This window comes from Leptospira sp. WS58.C1 (assembly GCF_040833995.1).
Lineage (GTDB): Bacteria > Spirochaetota > Leptospiria > Leptospirales > Leptospiraceae > Leptospira_B > Leptospira_B cinconiae.
In genome coordinates this window covers 3,188,910-3,207,051 of record NZ_CP162137.1, presented here as the reverse complement: position 1 = coordinate 3,207,051, position 18,142 = coordinate 3,188,910, and the positions used below count along the sequence as shown (strand labels likewise).

Below are 18,142 nucleotides of genomic sequence, written 5' to 3'. Positions count from 1 at the left end.
TCGATTCGTATTTTAGGTAGGTTTAGTCTTCAATGAGGAGGCCGAAAGACCCCCCATTTCCCGGAGGTCGGTAAATGATAAAGCAGCGATAATCGCCGACCTCCATACTTGCATAAAAACTGTCCTGATTAACCCCAGAGATGGGAAACCCTTGGTTCTCAAAAAATTCTTTCTGGAACAAGAGCTCAAAGGTAGTTACCGGTCGAGATATATAGGCTATATACAAATCAATAGGCGCCGCGTAAGTCTGGATGGTAAGGCTGTATCCTCCCCCAATTTGGTTTGGAATTTCGTTTCCTTGTACAATGAAAAAGTAATAGGTTCCAGGGACAGGATTATCCACTCGGGTTTCCACATTTGGGACAAGTGTGGGAGTATTGTTCGGATCGCTACAGCCGGTAGCTGGAACGGAAGGATAAGAAGCCGCTGCAATTCTTGGAAGAATAGCTCCCAGAAATGTAGGATCGATGGGAGTATCTTCCTTTTCACCAGGACAGGCGATAAAGAAGAATGATATCAGGGTGATACTTAGGGTTATCTTTTTCATATCTTACCTTATTTAAATTAGCTTTATTTTATGCTTATATTCGACTAACACAGTGGTAAAGACAAAAAAAAGTCAAAAAATTATAATAAGGCAATATAAATTTATAAATTATGTTCTTTTTTATTTTTTGCGGAAAATTCATTCCGTAAGATGTTGGAATGAAACAATATCCCAATTGAGATAAATTTGAAAATTTATCTGAAATCTCTCGTTGTAACGGCCGTTATACTGTTATTTTGGAAATGAAAGTTTGCCGGAATCCTATTATCTTGTTAATGAATAGGACAGATAGTATATTCTAAATCTTTAATCTAACAAAACTATCTCTACCGGAAAGATCCTTTTTGAGATCTGCCTCGGAGTAGCCGAGAGATAATGCAGTATCTTTCAGCCAGTTTGAATAGCGCGGATGTGTTTCCAGATACAATCTGCCTTGCGGTTTAAGTTTGGACTTTGCTTCCGTTAAAATTTTTGTATGGAATCCTTGGAAATCGGATACGAATAGAGCAAGGTGCGGCTCATACTCTGCGACATCCGGCATGATGTTGGGTTTATCAGCTTCAGGGATATAAGGCGGGTTGGAAACGACCAGATCGAATTTGGTCTCGTTTGGGATAGGGGAGAGCAGATCTCCATGATAAAGTTCGAAACTTCTGTCCGTATTTAATATTTCTTGAATATTCTTTTTGTTGATCTCTAATGCGGATTCGGAAGAGTCCGTGAAAGATACGTTCCATTCTTTTCTGGCCTTGGCTAGGCTGATCCCGATACATCCGCTACCCGAACAAAGGTCCAGTACATCTAAACTGTCTTCCTTATTCGGATATTCTTCTAATACCCAGGCGACTAATTCTTCCGTTTCAGGCCTTGGGATCAAAACAGACTCGTTTACATGGAATTCTGAATCGAAGAATGCCTTCCTTCCTATGATATAAGCCGTGGGTTTGAATTTGGATCTTTGGACAATCCTTTCTCTATATTCGTCTTTTTCGGATAAGGAAAGCGGTCTTTCGAAATCCACATAAAGTTTGACCCTTTGGATCTTAAGCAGGTCGGCGAGCAATATTTCCGCGTCCAATCTTGCGGAAGGTATGTTTTTCTTTTTTAAGAATTCTTCCGATTTCTTGAGTAGATTCAAAACGTTGTCTTGGGATTCTGCCATGATTTGATGGTGGCCCCGAGAGGATTCGAACCTCCGACCAAAAGTTTAGGAAACTTCTGCTCTGTCCACCTGAGCTACGGGACCTTTATCTTTAGAACGCGGGTATTCGGTTAAGAAGGTTTGCGCTTCTGGGAGACTATTCTCTGGAAGTCGTTAATATTGTGAATTACGATTTTGTCGGAGTAGATCTCGATTTTGCCGCTTTTCGCGAATTGGTTCACTACTTTTTGGACTTCTCCCACCGGTTGGGCGCACCAATCTGCCACGTCCTCTACCGTAACATTGAGAACGACTTCTTTGAATTCAGTATGTGTATGCATCTTTTCATACAACATCAAGAAAACGTCGGCAACTTTTCCGATGATATCGTCCAGCAATAGGATAAGCAATCTTCGTTTTGCGTCGTAAATTCTCACGGAAAAGATTGTGAGGATCTTGAGCGCAAGAGTTGGGTTCTTAGTCATCAATAATTCGAAGTTCGCTCTATTGAAGTTAAGAACTCTCACTTCGGAAATCGCTATTGCAGTCGCACTTCTGGGTTGTTCTTCTAAGATCGCCATCTCTCCGAAGATATCTCCTTGTTCCAAGATATCTAAGGTTTTGATGGAATTTCCAACAGTTTTAGTGATCTTTACTTTCCCAGCTTGGATCAGAAAAAAATCGTTTCCCGGTTCGTTTTCGCAGAATATGATCTGGTTCGGTTCGAAAGTTTTTCCGAACTTTGAGAACATCGACTCGAGCATTAAATCCATTTAGGCGCTCAGCTCCTTAGCTTTTTGGCGAGCCTTCTGCGAAAGACTATCTCTTTCCGGAGGAAGTAATGCTACCTTGCCGAATAACATTCCTGCTCTCTGGCGGTCCCCCTGTTGTTCAGCGATCTCTGCCAAATGAAATAAAGACTCTTTTACCGATTCCCCGGATGGATGTTTTTTGATATAAGCGGAGAAAGTATTGCTAGCAGTATCCAAACTATTCAGCTTTAAGAAACAAACCCCCATTTGGAAAAGTGCATTGTCTACGAGTTTCTTTTCGCTATCGTACTTAAAATCCGTGCGAACCATTAGGTCCTTGAATATACCGGCTGCCTCTTCGAATTTTCCTACGTTTAGGAAAGTATGAGCCCGGTTATAAAGAGAAGTGATCGTATTATCCGTGCCGGCACCCAGATTCGTTTTTTCCGCTGCAGGCTTCATGATATTTTGCAGATTTTCTTGGGACATCGGCGCCCTGGTGGAAGCAGCATCGTAAACTAACGGAGGCATATTGATAGGGTAGGGTGTTCCCTTTCTTGCCAGATCTTGCAGCTCTGTGGCTCTTCCCGCATACGGCCCACTCGGGTAATGTTCTAGATATTTTGCGAATCCATAAGCAGCGTGTTCGAAGTTATTATTTTTATAAAATACTTCGGCTACGTTCATAAGCTCGAATGCAGGATTTCTTGCTTCTGCCTGACCTAAGATCTCTCTTAATTTTTTGTGAACCAGTCGCAATTGGCTGGAGAAAACCTTCATCATCTTTAGGATCAGATGGGTTTTTTCGGCTACGAATGTTTCAAAGTCTGAAAGTTTGAAAACTAGGACAGTGGCTCCGCCCACTACCTGAGCGGTTTCTTCCCTGGGGTATTTTCCAAGTGCGGATTTAACTCCGAAAAACTCTCCCAGTCGTACGTCTTCTTTGACCTCGTAACCGGAATCGATTGCGGTGTACGTGAGAACGACACGACCTTGTCTGAGGACGTAAATATCCTCCGATCGATCTTTCTCGAAGTAAATAATGGAGCCGCCTTTATAAGTTCGGATTATGGGCCCAGCCAAGACCGTTACCTTCTTCTCTAAATCTTACCCGACAGGAAAAAATGCCAAATCCTTTTTGTAACCAAGGGCCCGGGTGACCGATTCTAGCAACCCTAGGGGGTCTCCTGCAAGGTATTTATCGGTTCCGGCGATCTTAATTTCGCGCCCTGTCACGCCAGTTTCTTCAAAAAAATCTTTCAAAGAAAGGTCGCCATAGGAAGGTTTCCCATCTTTCACTACCAAACGTACGGTATTAAGATCCGCTGTGCAAAGAGTTTGGTATGCGTCTTCTTTTTCGGAAGAAAGGACTAAAAGATCCGCTTTTTTTCCGACTTCCAATTTCCCCAGATCGTTCTCTACTCGAAGAGCCTTTGCCGGATTTTCAGTGACCATCTTAAAAACAATTTTAGGATCCAATTCTTTTCCGGATTCTTTGGCAAAAAATTCCCTTGCGGATCTGATTTCTTGGAAAATATTTATGGACCCGGACATTGGAGAATCCGTGCCTAAACTTACATTGATCCCGGCCTCCAGGATTTCCCGGATAGGTGCGGTTTTTCCGAACATAAATAAATTGGATTCAGGGCACCAAACCAAGTTTGCCTTAGTTTTGGAAACTAATTTGATATCTTCCGGATCGAATGCGATCCCATGAACAAGTACAGTATTTTCTCCCAAACAGCCGAGAGAGTTCAATTCTTTCAGAGCGTTTTTGGATTCTTCGTCGAATCCTTCCGAGATATGGGTTACAAAGGGAAGATTCCCTTCCTTTGCCCTTGCGTATTCTATCTGAGGACCGTCCCCCCAGCCGAGAGAATAAGAACAAATACTATGAGCCAGAGTAAATCTTTCTAAAATACGGACCGGAGATTTTTCCAAAAAAGGTTTTTGGACAAAATGGGGAATATGATCCAAAACGGAAGTCACCCCGCTGATCAGATTTTTATAAGAACCTAATAGATAAAGTTGTTCAGGTTCTAATTGTTGCCTCTCCGCGTAAACAACGGAAGATTTCAGATCGTTGTCCCAGGGAAGCCAATTCAAATAAGGGCGGTTGGTCCCGACTTTAGGAAGATAAGTGCCAAGAAGATGATCGTGAGCATTGATCAGTCCGGGATAAACAAAATTGCCTCTTAAGTTGATGCGGATGGGTAAAATGTCTTTCGGTACTCCGGCGGAGATAGAAGAGATCCGTCCGTCATTAATGCGGATGGTAGCATTCTCGAGCACTCCTTGTGGAGTAACGGCTTTAGAATTTACGATTTCCCATTCCATTTAATTGCAAAAACCTAATATACTTAATTGCCGAAGATCAGTGATTTAAAAGTGGGATTGGATCCACAGCCTTGGTTCCTTGGTTGATCTGAAAGTAAAGTCCTTTACCTTCCTCCAATTCTCCTAAGGAATCTCCGAGTTTTACCGTTTCCCCTTCTTTGACTGAAACGGATCTCAGATTTGCATATACGCTGGAATATCCGCCTTTATGCTCTAAAATAATATATTTCCTATAACCGTCCATTTGGTCCAGTACAACTACCTTACCGGACCGGATCGGATGTACATCCTTATGTCTGCTTGCCTTAAATAGAACTCCTTTGTTCGGATAATAAGTTAGATTGGAATAAGGAAGTGAAACAGGGGGAAGCACTTTTAGAGGGGCATGGAACTTAGGGGTTCCGGAAGAAGGTACGTTCTCCGGTAGTTGTTTTTCGACCCGAGAAGAATAAGATAGGTTTTGAGGGATTTTCAATTTTTCTCCCGCTTTCAGACCTTCGTTCTCTTTTTTACCGTTCCATTCTAATAACATTCTCCAATCCAATTTATACTTTTGGGAAATGGAAAATGCTGTTTCCTTCGGTTGGACAGTATGGACCTTTATGGGAGTTCCTGCGGGATCGATTTGGAAAGGAAAAGAAATGAGTATCATTCCGAAACATATCAGACGAATGAAATATGGCTCCCGCATACTCTAAATTATCGGCAATTCTTTCACCTCCAAAAAGAAAAGGGAGCCGGATCGGCTCCCTTTTTTCCAAAAAGAAGGATGTTCTAAGAAGATCAATCTTCGTCTTTGGAGTTCGGTTTGTACTTTTTCATCAATTCTTCCGCTACGTTTCTTGGAACAGGAGCATAACGAGAGAATTCCATAGAGAACTCCGCCTTTCCTTGGGTGGAAGAACGGATCACAGTAGAATACCCGAACATGTCGGAAAGAGGAACTTCCGCTTCCACTTTGCAGTATCCGTCTTGCTCGGTGGTGTTTAGGATCATTCCTCGTCTTTGGTTCAAGGAAGCCAGGATTGGACCTTGGAATTCCGCAGGACCGTCTACTTCTACTCTCATGATCGGTTCCAGAATTTGAGGATTTGCTTTGCTGAATCCTTGGCGGAATGCATAACGCCCTGCGATCTGGAATGCCATATCGGAAGAGTCCACGTCATGGTAAGAACCGTCGTTGATGGTCAGTTTTACCCCGATGATAGGGAATCCGATCAGACTTCCGCGATCCAAACAACTTCTGAATCCTTTATCTACGGAAGAGATAAATTCGCGAGGAATTGCTCCTCCCACGACACTGTTTACGAATTCGTAATTTTTATCTTCTTCCAATGGGATAGGCTCGATAAATCCGGCAACACGACCGAACTGACCTTGACCACCCGTTTGTTTTTTGTGAGTATAATCGAAGTCTGCGCGGCTTGTGATCGTTTCACGATACGCAACCTGAGGAGCGCCTGTGATCAGTTCTACTCCGTACTCCCTTTTCATCCTTTCAATATACACTTCGAGGTGAAGTTCTCCCATCCCTTTGATGATGGTTTGTCCGGATTCTTGGTCTACGTGAGTTTGGAACGTAGGATCTTCCTTGGTAAAGCGGTTCAAAGCTTTTGCCAGGTTGTTCAAGTGTTTAGATTCTTTAGCCTCGATTGTAAGAGAGATTACCGGAGCTGGAACGAACATGGATTCCATAGAAACGTTCATCTTTCCGTCGGTAAAAGTATCCCCGGAAGCACAATCGATACCGAATAATGCGATGATATCTCCCGCTTCTGCATAGTCGATATCTTCCATCTCGTCGGAGTGCATACGGCATAGACGACCAACGTTATGCTTTTTGTTGTTGGACATATTATAGATGGTCATACCTTTTTGGATCTTTCCTTGGTAGACACGAACATAGGTCAACTGGCCGTAACGTCCGTCCTCGAGTTTGAATGCGAGGCAAACGAGTGGTTTGTCTTTGTCAGACGGTAGAACTACTTTTTCAGATTCGTTTTTAACGTCCAAAGCGGAGTTAACAACGTCCACAGGTGAAGCTAGGTAATCCAAAACACCATCCAGAAGTTTTTGAACTCCTTTGTTCTTGAAAGCCGAACCCATGAAAACTGGGGTCAGTTTTAAAGAAATTGCACCGTTGCGGATCGCAGTTTTGATTTGCTCTACTGTAGGCTCTCCTTCCAGCATAGCTTCGGTCAATTCGTCGGAGAACATAGAAGCCGCGTCCAAGAGTTCTTCTCTTTTTTTCTGAGCAAGTTCTTGTAATTCGGCAGGAATTTCCTTTTCGATGATTTCCATTCCGTCTTTTCCTTCGAAATAAACGGCTTTCATGGTAACGAGGTCAACGATACCTGCTAAGTCTCCTTCGAGACCGATAGGAATTTGGACTGGAACTGCGTTATGTTTTAATTTTTCACGTAATTGGTCGATCACACGGAAAGGGTTTGCACCTGTACGGTCCAGCTTATTGATAAAAGCTACACGAGGAACATTATAACGGCGCATCTGTCTGTCCACAGTGATGGACTGGGATTGAACACCGGAAACTCCGCAAAGAACTAGAATAGCGGAATCTAGAACCCGTAGGGAACGCTCTACCTCAACGGTAAAGTCCACGTGGCCCGGAGTATCGATGATATTGATCGTATGGCCTTTCCACTGGCAGTAGGTAGCAGCGGATTGGATAGTAATCCCTCTCTCGCGCTCCAATTCCATACTGTCCATTTTCGCACCGACTCCATCTTTACCACGAACTTCGTGGATGGCATGGATACGGTTAGTATAGAATAGAATCCTCTCGGTCAGAGTGGTTTTCCCTGAATCGATATGGGCGGAAATACCGATATTCCTAGTTTTTAGGAGTTTTTCGGTGGGTTTGAAGTCCGCAACTGCAGTGCTCATTAGAGTCCTCTTTAAAAGTTCACACGTAGGTTTCCTTTACACCCTCTTTGTAGGGCAGAATATAAACTTTCCGTGGATACTAATCTGACTGGGTTCCCTAGGTAAAGGAACCCTAATTCTTACCAATTTTCTGAAAGGGGGGCGTTTGTAAAGATCGTTTCCATTAACAGATTTTCGATACCGGCTTGTATAAGCTTTTCTTAGATCAAATATAAATTACAATTTTATCCCGATTTCAGAACCGATCCGGGTTCTCTTCAAAGATCAGGAAATTCATTGCCCGGGTTTGCCAGGGTCAAAATAGTTTCTGGAAGGGGAGTTTTTCCCTTTTACATGGGCTCATTTAAGTTCCTAAAACGAAACGTAAACCGAATCGCCAGAGCGTTTTTGCTATTATCCGTAGCAAGGATCCTATGTCTCGCGTTTGCAGGAGCGATCTTGGTTGGGTCCTTTATGATCTATGCTTCGGAAGAAGGTAGGATCTCCTACGCTGATTCATTCTACATGGCTGCGTCGGCAATATGTGTGACCGGATTGACCACCGTCGCCATTAGCGAGTTAGCATTCTCAACTCAAGTTATCATCATGTTCTTATTCCAGATCGGCGGATTGGGGATTATCACCTTTACGGTCCTTGTCGGTATCTTAGTAGTTCGAGGACTTTCCAGAAGTACTCGGATCGCATCATTCGTTTTCGAAGCGATAGATTCCCACGAATCTGCAGATGGAAAAAGTAAAAATGCTCCTTATGTCCGCAGGATCTTATTATCAATTTTGAATATATCCGTTTCTATCGAATTGATGGGTGCGTTCTTATTGTATTGGGTTATGCCGGAAGATCTAAGCGGATTACCCGGCGAACCGAACCGCATTTTTTTAAGTTTATTCACTTCCGTTTCCGCTTTCAATAACGCTGGATTTTCCATAGTAGACGATCTCACCTTCTTATCCAAAGAGCCAATTTCTCTTTTGGTCGTGGAAAGTTTGGTGGTTATGGGAGGGATCGGCTTTCCTGTAATTTTATTCTTGGAAAAAACGTTACTCGAAGCATTCCGGAACGTAATGCATAGGATAGAAGTGGTCATGGAAACCTATCTTATGTCCAAGGCGTTGGAAGAAGGGAAAGAACCTTCCTGGATCTATCTTGTCTTGATTCGTATGTCATTCTGGGCGGAGGAAAGATTAGCTCTTTATAGAAAAGCACTCAAAGGAGAAGCTAACAGGATCCAGATGAAACTTTTACTTTATGGAACTATAATATTAGTCCATGTAGGGGGCATCGGGATACTTATGGGAGAATGGGATAATCCCGAGACGATAGGAAAATTTAACTTCGTAGATAAACTATTCAACTCGTTCTTCCTTTCCGTATCATCCAGGACGGCAGGATTTAACACATTCGATATTTCGGAGATGAGAAGTCCGACTTATGTTCTTCTTTGTTCTTTAATGTTTGTGGGAGGTGGTCCTCAAGGAGCAGCTGGAGGTATCAAGATCACAACCTTTGTTATTCTCTTGATGTATTTGAGAAATGTGATCAATCCTCAAGCAAGAGTGACAATTATGGGAGAAGAAGTTTCTAAAAATTCGATCGCAATCTCTACGCGGATCTATTTTTTAGCAACGATATCCATCGTATTCTTTATGTTGGTGATCACTATCGCAAACGGACATAGACATGGAATAGAAGATATATTTTTCGAGGTCATGTCCGCTTTCGGTACTGTTGGATTAACAAAAGGATTAACACCTTATATCACCGGAGTGGAAAAGTTTTTGTATCCTTGCATTATGTATGTGGGAAGAGTCGGGGTATTTACTCTTCTTATTGCGTTTACCGGGCATTCCGGATTGGGGACATTGGGTGCCCAAGACGATGGAGTCAAGATCCAAGTAGGATAAAAATCTTACTTAAGAAAGTTGGTGAGCTTCCGCCAGTTTAAAATAATAGATATAACGATCCATTTTTAGATCATGAACCACCGAAATGAGTTCGAAACCAATTGCTCCTAACGGATCGAACGCATCTTGTGTCAAAGGATCTTTACTTTCCACGATCTTGTATGTGATTTTCCTGTGCTGCATAGTGGAAATTTAATAAGCTAACAATGAATAATCGTAAAGCTTAAAATTAAAAAGTGAGTTTCCGATTTTAGTCCTTTTAGACTAGTTTTTTGTTTTTGTCTCTTGTGGATCCTCCGCCCAAAACCTGAGAAATCTCCTCCTATTTTGGAGCCAAAATTCCCTTGCAAGCCTTCTATTTAGGATCAATCTGGCCTCTAAAGCGAACTGATTTCTGGAGAGAGAATGTTATTTTCCTATATAAAACTTTTAAGACCCCACCAATGGATTAAAAATATCATCCTATTTGCTGGGATCATATTCGGGAAAAAATTAGGAGACCTGGAATCGGTAGAAAGGGCGATTTTTGCGTTTTTTCTCTTTTCGCTTACCGCAAGTTGCCAATACGTTCTCAATGATTTTCTGGATCGAAAGGAAGACGCACTTCATCCCGAAAAAAAACATAGACCCTTGGCCTCGGGAGCTATCTCTCCTACTATAGCACTTTTACTGACAGCGGTTTTACTTTCTGTCACTCTAGTCCTATCTTTCAAATTACAGACGGAGTTCTTCTATTGGGTAGCCGGTTACCTGATCTTTAATATAGTTTATAGCCGTTTCTTAAAACATATGGTTATTCTAGATGTAATGAGTATCTCTTTCGGGTTCGTAGTGAGAGCGATCGCAGGCTCCATCGTCGTAGGAGTGAGTTTCTCTTCTTGGCTTCTTCTCTGCACGTTCATGTTGGCCCTGTATTGGGGATTCGGAAAAAGAAGGGGGGAACTTATCATCCTAGAAGAAGGAGCCAAAGGCCACAGAAAAATCCTGGAGGAATACTCGGTTAATTTTTTGGATTTGATGATGGGAATCGTTGCCACAATGACTTTGGTAACCTACGTTATGTATGTTACAAGCCCTCATACGATTGAAAATCTCGGTACGGATAAAATGGTGTATACGATCCCGATCGTAGTTTATGCGATCTTTAGATCCTTATACATTATCTACATTAAGAACATGGGCCATAATCCTACTAAGGCCATTTTGACCGACTGGGGTGTCCTTGTGGCGGGATTTTTTTGGCTTTTGCTCGTCGTTTGGATCATGTATTCGGGTTCCGGACAAACTCTGCCTTTTCACTTATAGTCTAGGTCTAACTAAGGCATGAACAAAAAAGTAAAAGCAGGATTTCAGTACGGAGGAGCGTTGGCCCTTCTACTTTCCGCGACTTTTTTTCTGGCCTGGTTTAGAGCCTTGGATACGGAACCTGTTGTGAGTCTGGATGGAAAAGAATTCCGGACTCCGATCGGAGAAAAAGCGAATATAAAAGGAAAGACCACAGTTGTATATTTTTGGGCGACCTGGTGCGGAGTTTGTAATACGAATCTTCCTCTGGTCAAGTGGTATGCCTCCACACTTAAAGACCAAAATAATTTTGCATTCATCAGTGTGGAAGAAGGGGAAAATTCCTCGGCACTCAAAGACTATCTAGAAAAACACGCCGTGAATTTTCCGGTAATCGTAGGAAACCCGATGTTACTCAGAGATTGGGGGATCAGAGGATATCCTAGCTTTTATATTTTGGATGGAGAAGGAAAGGTCAGATTCGCGGAATCCGGAATTATGAGCCCGTTGGGTATGTTCCTAAGGCTGATCTGGGCAAGAATTTTCTGGCCTTAGTGTCTTAAAACCGAAAGTCTTTCTCCTCAACTTTGAATTTCAGACTTCTCATTTCCGATAATCAATCCGATGGACTCGTACAAACCGAAACCACTCTTAAACAAATCGGAACTAAAGCAGATAAAACGTTCCAGGACTCGGGTTCGGGGTCAGAAAGTAATTACAGACGACGTAAAAAAGTTAAAATCACTTAGCGTCACGCCGGATCTACCGGAAGAAGAATTAGTAAATTATTATAAAGAACCAATCTGGATCGAATATTATATTCCGAGAGAATCCAGATTTGCATACGAGATCAAATATCTTTATGTTTACCTGGTCAACTCGGAGCCGAGACCTGCTCCGATGGATTCTATTCTAAGGGAAGCAGTCAATAAGGATCAATTTGTGGATCTTGTGGAAGTTGCAAGACTTCATCCTGAAAAAGAAAAACTGATCCGAACATCTTATACGAATTCTTGGCCATTTTTCGAATCCATTTCCAACGGATACAAACAATACCAACAAACCAAGGATCCGTATTATTTAAGAGTTCCTCTCTACCACACCGAAAATCTAATGAAAAGAGAACCTTCTCTTTCTACCCTGGAGTTTACGGGAAACTTTTTTATCCATAATCTGAATTGGTTGATTCGTAGAATGAACAAAGGTGGAAAAGAATTCTCTTTAGAAGATGAGACGATCTCCATTCTGATCAAAAGAAGGAACGAATATTGGGAGAAAAAAAATCTCCCTACAGACGAGGACTTCGATCTATTTGCGGCGCTATTCTACGAGCAGGCATTCCCGAATAGAGGTCTGGAAGAAATAGAAGCAGCGGAACTTCTGGACGAAGATTAATTTCGCCATCTCTGCGCCCAAAAAAAGGATGCAGTTTTTAGGCCTCTTGTATGTCTAAGAGTTACAGGAGAAGGCATTGGAAACCAGTATCTCAATTTATTCGGACGTAGTTTGTCCTTGGTGTTATATCGGTAAAAAAAGATTAGAGAAAGCGATCGAGTCTTGGGAAGTCGATCATCCTGGAGATAAAATCGTCGTAGAGTGGAAACCATTCCAATTAAATCCTGATCTTCCTGAAAAGGGCGAGGATCGAGAAGCTCATATGGTCAAAAAATTCGGTTCTTTAGACCGGGTAAAGATGATGACCCAAAGAGTCTCGGATATTGCCAAAGAAGATGGATTGCAGTTTTCTAATATTCTACAAGGACACCAGCCGAATACCTTACTTCTTCATGCTCTCATTCGAAAAGCCCGAACTTACGGAAAAGAATCGGAACTTGCCGAAGTATTTTTCCAAAAGTTTTTTTCGGAAGAAAAAAATCTCTCGGACGATTTAATTATTAGAGAAAGCCTAACTCAAGTTGGAGTTCCTGCATCGGAATTGGATGAAGTCCGTAATGATCCTTCTCTTTTCAGCCGGATTGAAACGGAAGAAAACGAAGGCAAAATGTTGGGAGTGACCGGAGTTCCATTCTATATCTTTAACGAAAAATACGCGGTTTCAGGAGCTCAACCTGTGGACCTGTTCTTGCAGGTGTTCGAAAGATTGCAGTCGGAGTCGGGAACTTAAGTGGAGATCTCGGTTCCTCGATTGGCTCCTTCCCCCATCCATAAAAATAAACGACGGATCCTGTATAAATAGGCAGCTTCCGCTCTTTCTAACATTCCATCCGGAACGTTAGGGAACTCGTATTCTCTGATATTTCTGGGACTGCCGGACCAATCGATCGCCTGGAAAAAGGAATCCTTAGGAGGAGAGGCGAGCGCCAGTCTATCTCTTAAAAAAAGAAGAAGGTCCTTTGGTTCAAAAAACGCCTTTGCGATATCCTTCAAACCGGTAGCCAAATTTTGGTACACGTTTTCCCTATTAAAATCTATCAGACAAAAGCTGAGAGGAAAATAAGGAGTTCCTAAAAGACCTTTCATCTTAGGGACAAGTTCTCTAATGGAAAAAGATTCGGAATCCAAAACCAGGACCCCAGGCTTGGTCTCTTTTAGAATATTAGGAAGTCCTAATATATCTTTACACCAATGTGCGTTGGAGCCGCAGGCCCTGAGAAGAGATCTGAATTTGGAAAAAAGATCGGCATTTTGGGTAAGTACAACCATTTCAGGATGTAAAGGTTTTGAAAATTTAAAGAAAGGGAATTCTTCCAGTGCAAAAGAATTCAGATCATAAATGCGGGTCGCTCCCGCTCTTATAAAAGAGTTTTTTTCTTCCGTATCAAATCTTCCGAGCAGGCAAACTTCTCTGGACCAATCATAAGCGGAGCGGATATCCTCTGGACTCGCATCCTTCTTCCAAACTAAAACGTCTTTCGTGGAGGAGGGGAATCCGGAACTTCTTACCCATTCTAAATGATCTATTCCTTTCCACTTTAATAATGCGATTAGGAAATCATGTTCATCCGAGCTAAGTCGGCGCAGAAGTATGGCATCCGATAGTAAGTTCATCTCTTTGTAAAGGACGGGTTTTTTCCTTGACCTTGGGGATTTTCGTCCGATCCTAGAATTGGTGCATTGCGGAAAACCCGCAACTAGAAAGGGGAATCGGAAAGAAAAACAAGTTTGCCTTTCGGGCGAACTGCTTTTGTGGGCTTATCCTAAAAGCGTTGATTACGAGCAAAACTAAGAATGAAAGTTCTGAAAAGATACGCAAACAGAAGGTTGTACGACCCCGAGACCAGTAAAACGATTACTCTAGAAGATGTCGCCGAGATGATCATCGCGGGCGAAGAGATCAAAGTGATCGATAATATGAGCGGTCAGGACATCACTCCTAAAATCCTAGGCCAAACCTTTCTCAAGGTAAGTTTGGGCCAGAGAAACGAAGAATTTTCCAATTATATGCTTTCCGCCTTAATCCGAGAAACGGGCAAAAATATCAGCGCATTATTCGGCCGTTTGGTCTTGGGAGGGATCGGTCTTGCCTATCTTACCAAGGAAAAAATGGACAGGATCTTGCAGAGTATGGTGGCTTTGGGCGAACTTCGTCTGGAAGAGGTGAAAAGTTACCGCGAAGACCTACTCACCCATTTAGCTCAGAGAGCCAGTGAGAACAGCGAACAGATCCAGGAAGACCTTAAAAAAGTGGGTCGAGAATTGGAAGAAGGCGGAGAAAAGGAATTGGCTGTCGAGGATCTATCGGAGAAAATTCGCAAGATTGCGGAAAGAGTCAAGGAAACCGAGTCCTTATGACCGGATTAGTGGCTTCCTAAGGTTAAGATCCGACTTACTGATTCCGATAAACAACATAGGGGGAACCCATGTCTAGCTTAAGAATCCTAATCCTTGGAATTATTTTATCACTCACTTCTCAAATTTCCGCAAAGGAAATGATCCATGAGAAATTGGACCAATTATTCTACGACCAAGTCGATAAATTACAAAGCGGCAACCTAGAAGAAAGGATCCAAGCTGCGGACTATCTGAAATTCGTAAGTAGCAAACTGGCGGTTCGCCCGCTTCTTAAAGCTTTAAAGGGAAATCCGAATGTTCCTAAATCGGATGAGAATTCCCCCACTTTAAAATTCACAATAGCACAAGCTTTGGGAGCCATGGAGTCGGATATTTCCGGACCGGGAATGGTGGAAGAATTTAAAAAAATTTCCGCAACTGTTCAAGAAAACGATTATCCTGCATTCAGTTCCCCTGAAGGGTATAATACTGTGATCGCCGCGGGGGAGATTATCCGAAATGTAGGGCTTCTTCCTTATTCCAAAGAAAACCAAGAAGCGATCCTAAACGCTTTGAACCACCCGAATTTTTATGTAAGAGCTTCCGCAGCGGACGGACTGAAAAACCTAAACCGAAAAGATGCACTTTCACAATTGAACTCTGCGATCGATAAGGAAAAAAATCCTTTTGCGAAAGTTGCGATCTTAAATGCGATCGTATACATCAATCGGATCGCCAATCAAAAGTTCTATGATTTATGCGCATTCCTAAAAGACGAATCCCCGATGGTGCGTTATAGGGCTTCCATTGCAGTGGGAGAAGTGGACCTGAAAGCGGGAGAATATTCTCTGAGAGAAGCGTTACTCGTCGAGCATGATAAAATGGTAAGAGAGCAGATCAAGAAGGACCTGGCAAATGTGACAGGATTCAAGATGCCTGCGAATCTCCCGCTTTTTTTGAAAGACTGATCATTTCTGAAGCGCTTAAGATGTAAAAAGCCTCCGAAATCGGAGGCTTTTTTATTTTCTACGGTTCAAAGAAGAAGGGTGTAAATACCCTGGGAGATACTGGGATCGAACCAGTGACCTCTACCATGTCAAGGTAGCGCTCTAACCAGCTGAGCTAATCCCCCGGTAATAGTCAATATTTAGGTCTTTAACTAGCCGTAAAGCCTTTGTTGTTTCCAAAGCCTCCAAGAAGAAGTTTCCATCTTCTCGAATCGAAAGCCCTTCCTCATATTTTTGATAAAAGATACAGGTATAGTGACCTCCGAAATTCCCTTTTTACATGTGTACTTTTTGTAAAACATACGTTATAAAAAAGGTTTTCTATAAGAAATTTCCTAGTTTTTCTGGCCGATTTCGAAATCAGCCAGGGTTTTCCGGGATCGGCGGGCGAATCGATTTGGAAAGGTTTATAGTAAGCTTCACGAAACCCGAAAAAAACAGGGGGGATAGAAATGTCAGCAAAGGCAGAAAAAAAAGAACGGACTATTAAACCGATCAACGGCGATTCTCCGAGCGTTCGTAAGATGGACTTCGAAGGGTTGGACCGATTATCCGATTATTATGTGGCAGGAAATTCTTTCCTAACCCATACGGTAAACGCATATCATGTGATCTTTCCGGAAGGAGAAAGATTTTTTATTAAAAGTGTAAAAGCTTTTGCGGATCAAGTGAAGGATCCCGCATTACAAAATAGTATTAAAGGTTTTATCGGTCAGGAAGTACAACACGGAAAAGAGCATGAAAAAGCTCTGGATATGCTGGCAAAACAAGGACGCCCCGTTTCCAGGATCCTGAATTTTTATGTAAAGACCGCTTACGGATTTTTCTGGCCTGTTCTGGAATTTATCTTCGGTAAAAAACTGAAACTTGCAGTGACTGCCGGTTTAGAACATTATACCGCCTCCTTGGGAGAAGTTACTCTAAGATTCGGTCTTCATGAACAAGCGGAAGGAGAGATGAGAAATCTACTTCTTTGGCATGCTTGCGAAGAAATAGAGCATAAGTCCGTTGCGTATGACGTTCTGCAAACCGTTTCCAAAAGTTATATCTTAAGAACTTTGGGATTTATCGTAGCCTCGATCATGTTCTGGGGATACGCGTTTACTCTTCAGCATATGTTTATCTTTGCGGACCCTAAGATCGGATTTAAAAGATATTTCTCCGATCTTGCCTCCGCAAGTTCTTATGCCCGTTTGATCGTGATAGAAGTCGGAAAACTTGCCTTTCTTTATTTCAAACCTAGTTTCCATCCGAACCAAACCGGCGGTTATGATCTGGCCAACGCCGCGTTAGCTACAATTTAATAGGAGAATACGATGAATCCCCAAACTAAGAATAAAAATCTAAAATCGATCGATGCGAATTCTCCTACCGTTCGTAAGATGAATTTCGAAGGCCTGGAAAATTTGCCGGACCATTATATCGCAAATAACTCGTTCATGACCCATACGGTGAATGCTTATCATATCCTTTTCCCGGAAGGAGAAAGATTCTTTATTAAGAGTGTAAAAGCTTTTGCGGACCAAGTAAAAGATCCCGGCCTTTCTTCCAGAGTGAAATCTTTTATCGGACAGGAAGTCCAACACGGAAAAGAACACGAAAAAATCCTGGAGATCTTAAAAGGACAAGGAAGACCTATCACTCTTATGGAGAAGGTCTATAAATGGACCGCCTTTAGTTTCTTTTTGCCCGTGTTCGAATTTTTCTTCGGTAAAAAACTGAAACTATCGGTGACTGCAGGTCTGGAACATTATACGGCTAGTATGGCTGAAATTTCGATCCGTAATAATTTCCATGACGATGCATACGGAGAAATGAGAAGTCTTCTTCTTTGGCATGCTTGTGAAGAGATAGAGCATAAATCAGTTGCGTATGACGTTCTTCAAACCGTTTCTAAAAGTCATTTCTTAAGGATCATGGGATTTATCGTAGCATCGTTCATGTTTTGGGGATACGCTTTAAGCCTGCAACATTGGTTCTTACTCACCGATAAGAAAGTAGGATTCCGTAAATACTTCCAAGATATGAAATCTGCACGCAGGATCGGAAGGATCTTATATCCTCAACTTTTCAGCGCTGCACTCCTGTATTTCAAAAAAGATTTTCATCCGGACCAAACAGGCGGATACGAGCTGGCGAACGCGGCTCTGGTAACTATCTAGCACCCATCCAATCACTTTGCTCCCCGCTTCCCGTGCTCCGAAAGGAGCCGGGAGGCGGTTTTTTTCTTCAAGATTCCAACCAACTTTTTAGGAATGTCTGGTGTTTTACCGGATGGAACTCTGTGTATTTATAATTTGCGTAACCTAATTTTGCGAAAGGATCTTCTTTCATTGTTTCGCTGATTTTCTCTAAAGAGATAGATTTTGCGATGATCATTCCGCCGTTCCTTGGTTCTTTCGGTCCGGAAAGAAGAAGGGTCCCAATATCATATAAGGTTTGTAAAAACTCTCTATGAGCAGGGACCGCTTGGTCTAATTTTTCGAGTGGGACTAAATATTCTAATTCGATTAGGAAAAATTTCATTCTGAAAATC

At 42.3% G+C, this 18,142-nt stretch carries 19 protein-coding genes and 2 tRNA genes; 9 read left to right on the top strand and 12 right to left on the bottom strand.

Translation table 11 applies throughout. The features are described from left to right. Positions 1–22: 22 nt before the first annotated feature. From AB3N61_RS14775 to fusA, 8 genes are all read right to left on the bottom strand, one after another. Complete coding sequence (locus tag AB3N61_RS14775; RefSeq protein ID WP_367897949.1) at positions 23–547, bottom strand: hypothetical protein; 525 nt, start codon at positions 545–547, stop codon at positions 23–25. Positions 548–845: 298 nt separating this feature from the next. Further along, positions 846–1,709: a peptide chain release factor N(5)-glutamine methyltransferase gene (prmC, locus tag AB3N61_RS14770; protein ID WP_367897948.1), complete on the bottom strand. Its 864-nt coding sequence runs from the start codon at positions 1,707–1,709 to the stop codon at positions 846–848. 7 nt (positions 1,710–1,716) lie between these two features. After that, a tRNA-Arg gene (locus AB3N61_RS14765) sits at positions 1,717–1,793 on the bottom strand. A 26-nt stretch (positions 1,794–1,819) separates the two neighbouring features. Then, the gene (locus AB3N61_RS14760; protein ID WP_020770317.1) at positions 1,820–2,461 is read right to left on the bottom strand and encodes a Crp/Fnr family transcriptional regulator; all 642 of its coding nucleotides are present in this window, start codon (positions 2,459–2,461) and stop codon (positions 1,820–1,822) included. Beyond that, the gene (locus AB3N61_RS14755; protein ID WP_020770381.1) at positions 2,462–3,523 is read right to left on the bottom strand and encodes a cyclic nucleotide-binding domain-containing protein; all 1,062 of its coding nucleotides are present in this window, start codon (positions 3,521–3,523) and stop codon (positions 2,462–2,464) included. 24 nt (positions 3,524–3,547) lie between these two features. Next, positions 3,548–4,777: an amidohydrolase family protein gene (locus AB3N61_RS14750; RefSeq protein WP_020770524.1), complete on the bottom strand. Its 1,230-nt coding sequence runs from the start codon at positions 4,775–4,777 to the stop codon at positions 3,548–3,550. A gap of 37 nt (positions 4,778–4,814) precedes the next feature. Beyond that, positions 4,815–5,468, bottom strand: a complete 654-nt coding sequence (locus AB3N61_RS14745) for an LIC_10271 family cell wall hydrolase (RefSeq protein WP_020770356.1) — start codon at positions 5,466–5,468, stop codon at positions 4,815–4,817. A gap of 92 nt (positions 5,469–5,560) precedes the next feature. Beyond that, positions 5,561–7,681 (bottom strand): elongation factor G, encoded by a 2,121-nt coding sequence (gene fusA / locus AB3N61_RS14740; RefSeq protein WP_020770327.1) that lies wholly within the window; start codon positions 7,679–7,681, stop codon positions 5,561–5,563. A 333-nt stretch (positions 7,682–8,014) separates the two neighbouring features. Here fusA and AB3N61_RS14735 point away from each other — a divergent pair, with 333 nt between their 5' ends. Then, positions 8,015–9,583 (top strand): TrkH family potassium uptake protein, encoded by a 1,569-nt coding sequence (locus AB3N61_RS14735; protein ID WP_036090172.1) that lies wholly within the window; start codon positions 8,015–8,017, stop codon positions 9,581–9,583. 9 nt (positions 9,584–9,592) lie between these two features. Here AB3N61_RS14735 and AB3N61_RS14730 read toward each other — a convergent pair whose 3' ends face one another. After that, positions 9,593–9,766, bottom strand: coding sequence for a hypothetical protein (locus AB3N61_RS14730; RefSeq protein WP_157186907.1), 174 nt, complete (start codon positions 9,764–9,766; stop codon positions 9,593–9,595). Between the two features lie 222 nt (positions 9,767–9,988). Here AB3N61_RS14730 and AB3N61_RS14725 point away from each other — a divergent pair, with 222 nt between their 5' ends. From AB3N61_RS14725 to AB3N61_RS14710, 4 genes are all read left to right on the top strand, one after another. After that, positions 9,989–10,888: a decaprenyl-phosphate phosphoribosyltransferase gene (locus AB3N61_RS14725; RefSeq protein WP_020770334.1), complete on the top strand. Its 900-nt coding sequence runs from the start codon at positions 9,989–9,991 to the stop codon at positions 10,886–10,888. An 18-nt stretch (positions 10,889–10,906) separates the two neighbouring features. Further along, positions 10,907–11,422 (top strand): TlpA family protein disulfide reductase, encoded by a 516-nt coding sequence (locus tag AB3N61_RS14720; RefSeq protein ID WP_020770336.1) that lies wholly within the window; start codon positions 10,907–10,909, stop codon positions 11,420–11,422. Between the two features lie 69 nt (positions 11,423–11,491). Continuing rightward, positions 11,492–12,262, top strand: a complete 771-nt coding sequence (locus AB3N61_RS14715) for a hypothetical protein (protein ID WP_020770387.1) — start codon at positions 11,492–11,494, stop codon at positions 12,260–12,262. Between the two features lie 76 nt (positions 12,263–12,338). Then, positions 12,339–12,992, top strand: coding sequence for a DsbA family oxidoreductase (locus AB3N61_RS14710; RefSeq protein WP_367897947.1), 654 nt, complete (start codon positions 12,339–12,341; stop codon positions 12,990–12,992). Here the strand turns inward: AB3N61_RS14710 and AB3N61_RS14705 are convergent. Continuing rightward, entirely contained in the window at positions 12,989–13,876 is an 888-nt protein-coding gene (locus tag AB3N61_RS14705; RefSeq protein ID WP_367897946.1) for a hypothetical protein, read from the bottom strand. The two genes, AB3N61_RS14710 and AB3N61_RS14705, sit on opposite strands and share 4 nt — an antisense overlap. Before the next feature lie 180 nt (positions 13,877–14,056). Here AB3N61_RS14705 and AB3N61_RS14700 point away from each other — a divergent pair, with 180 nt between their 5' ends. Further along, positions 14,057–14,620: a polyhydroxyalkanoate synthesis regulator DNA-binding domain-containing protein gene (locus tag AB3N61_RS14700; protein ID WP_020770450.1), complete on the top strand. Its 564-nt coding sequence runs from the start codon at positions 14,057–14,059 to the stop codon at positions 14,618–14,620. Positions 14,621–14,688: 68 nt separating this feature from the next. Then, complete coding sequence (locus tag AB3N61_RS14695; protein ID WP_020770405.1) at positions 14,689–15,567, top strand: HEAT repeat domain-containing protein; 879 nt, start codon at positions 14,689–14,691, stop codon at positions 15,565–15,567. A gap of 90 nt (positions 15,568–15,657) precedes the next feature. Here AB3N61_RS14695 and AB3N61_RS14690 read toward each other — a convergent pair. Then, a tRNA-Val gene (locus AB3N61_RS14690) sits at positions 15,658–15,731 on the bottom strand. Positions 15,732–16,058: 327 nt separating this feature from the next. On the opposite strand from AB3N61_RS14690, the gene AB3N61_RS14685 reads away from it, so the two are divergent. Next, complete coding sequence (locus AB3N61_RS14685) at positions 16,059–16,910, top strand: metal-dependent hydrolase (RefSeq protein ID WP_367897945.1); 852 nt, start codon at positions 16,059–16,061, stop codon at positions 16,908–16,910. 12 nt (positions 16,911–16,922) lie between these two features. Next, positions 16,923–17,768 (top strand): metal-dependent hydrolase, encoded by an 846-nt coding sequence (locus AB3N61_RS14680; protein ID WP_020770492.1) that lies wholly within the window; start codon positions 16,923–16,925, stop codon positions 17,766–17,768. A gap of 67 nt (positions 17,769–17,835) precedes the next feature. Here AB3N61_RS14680 and AB3N61_RS14675 read toward each other — a convergent pair whose 3' ends face one another. Further along, complete coding sequence (locus AB3N61_RS14675) at positions 17,836–18,132, bottom strand: YciI family protein (RefSeq protein ID WP_020770313.1); 297 nt, start codon at positions 18,130–18,132, stop codon at positions 17,836–17,838. Positions 18,133–18,142 lie beyond the last annotated feature (10 nt).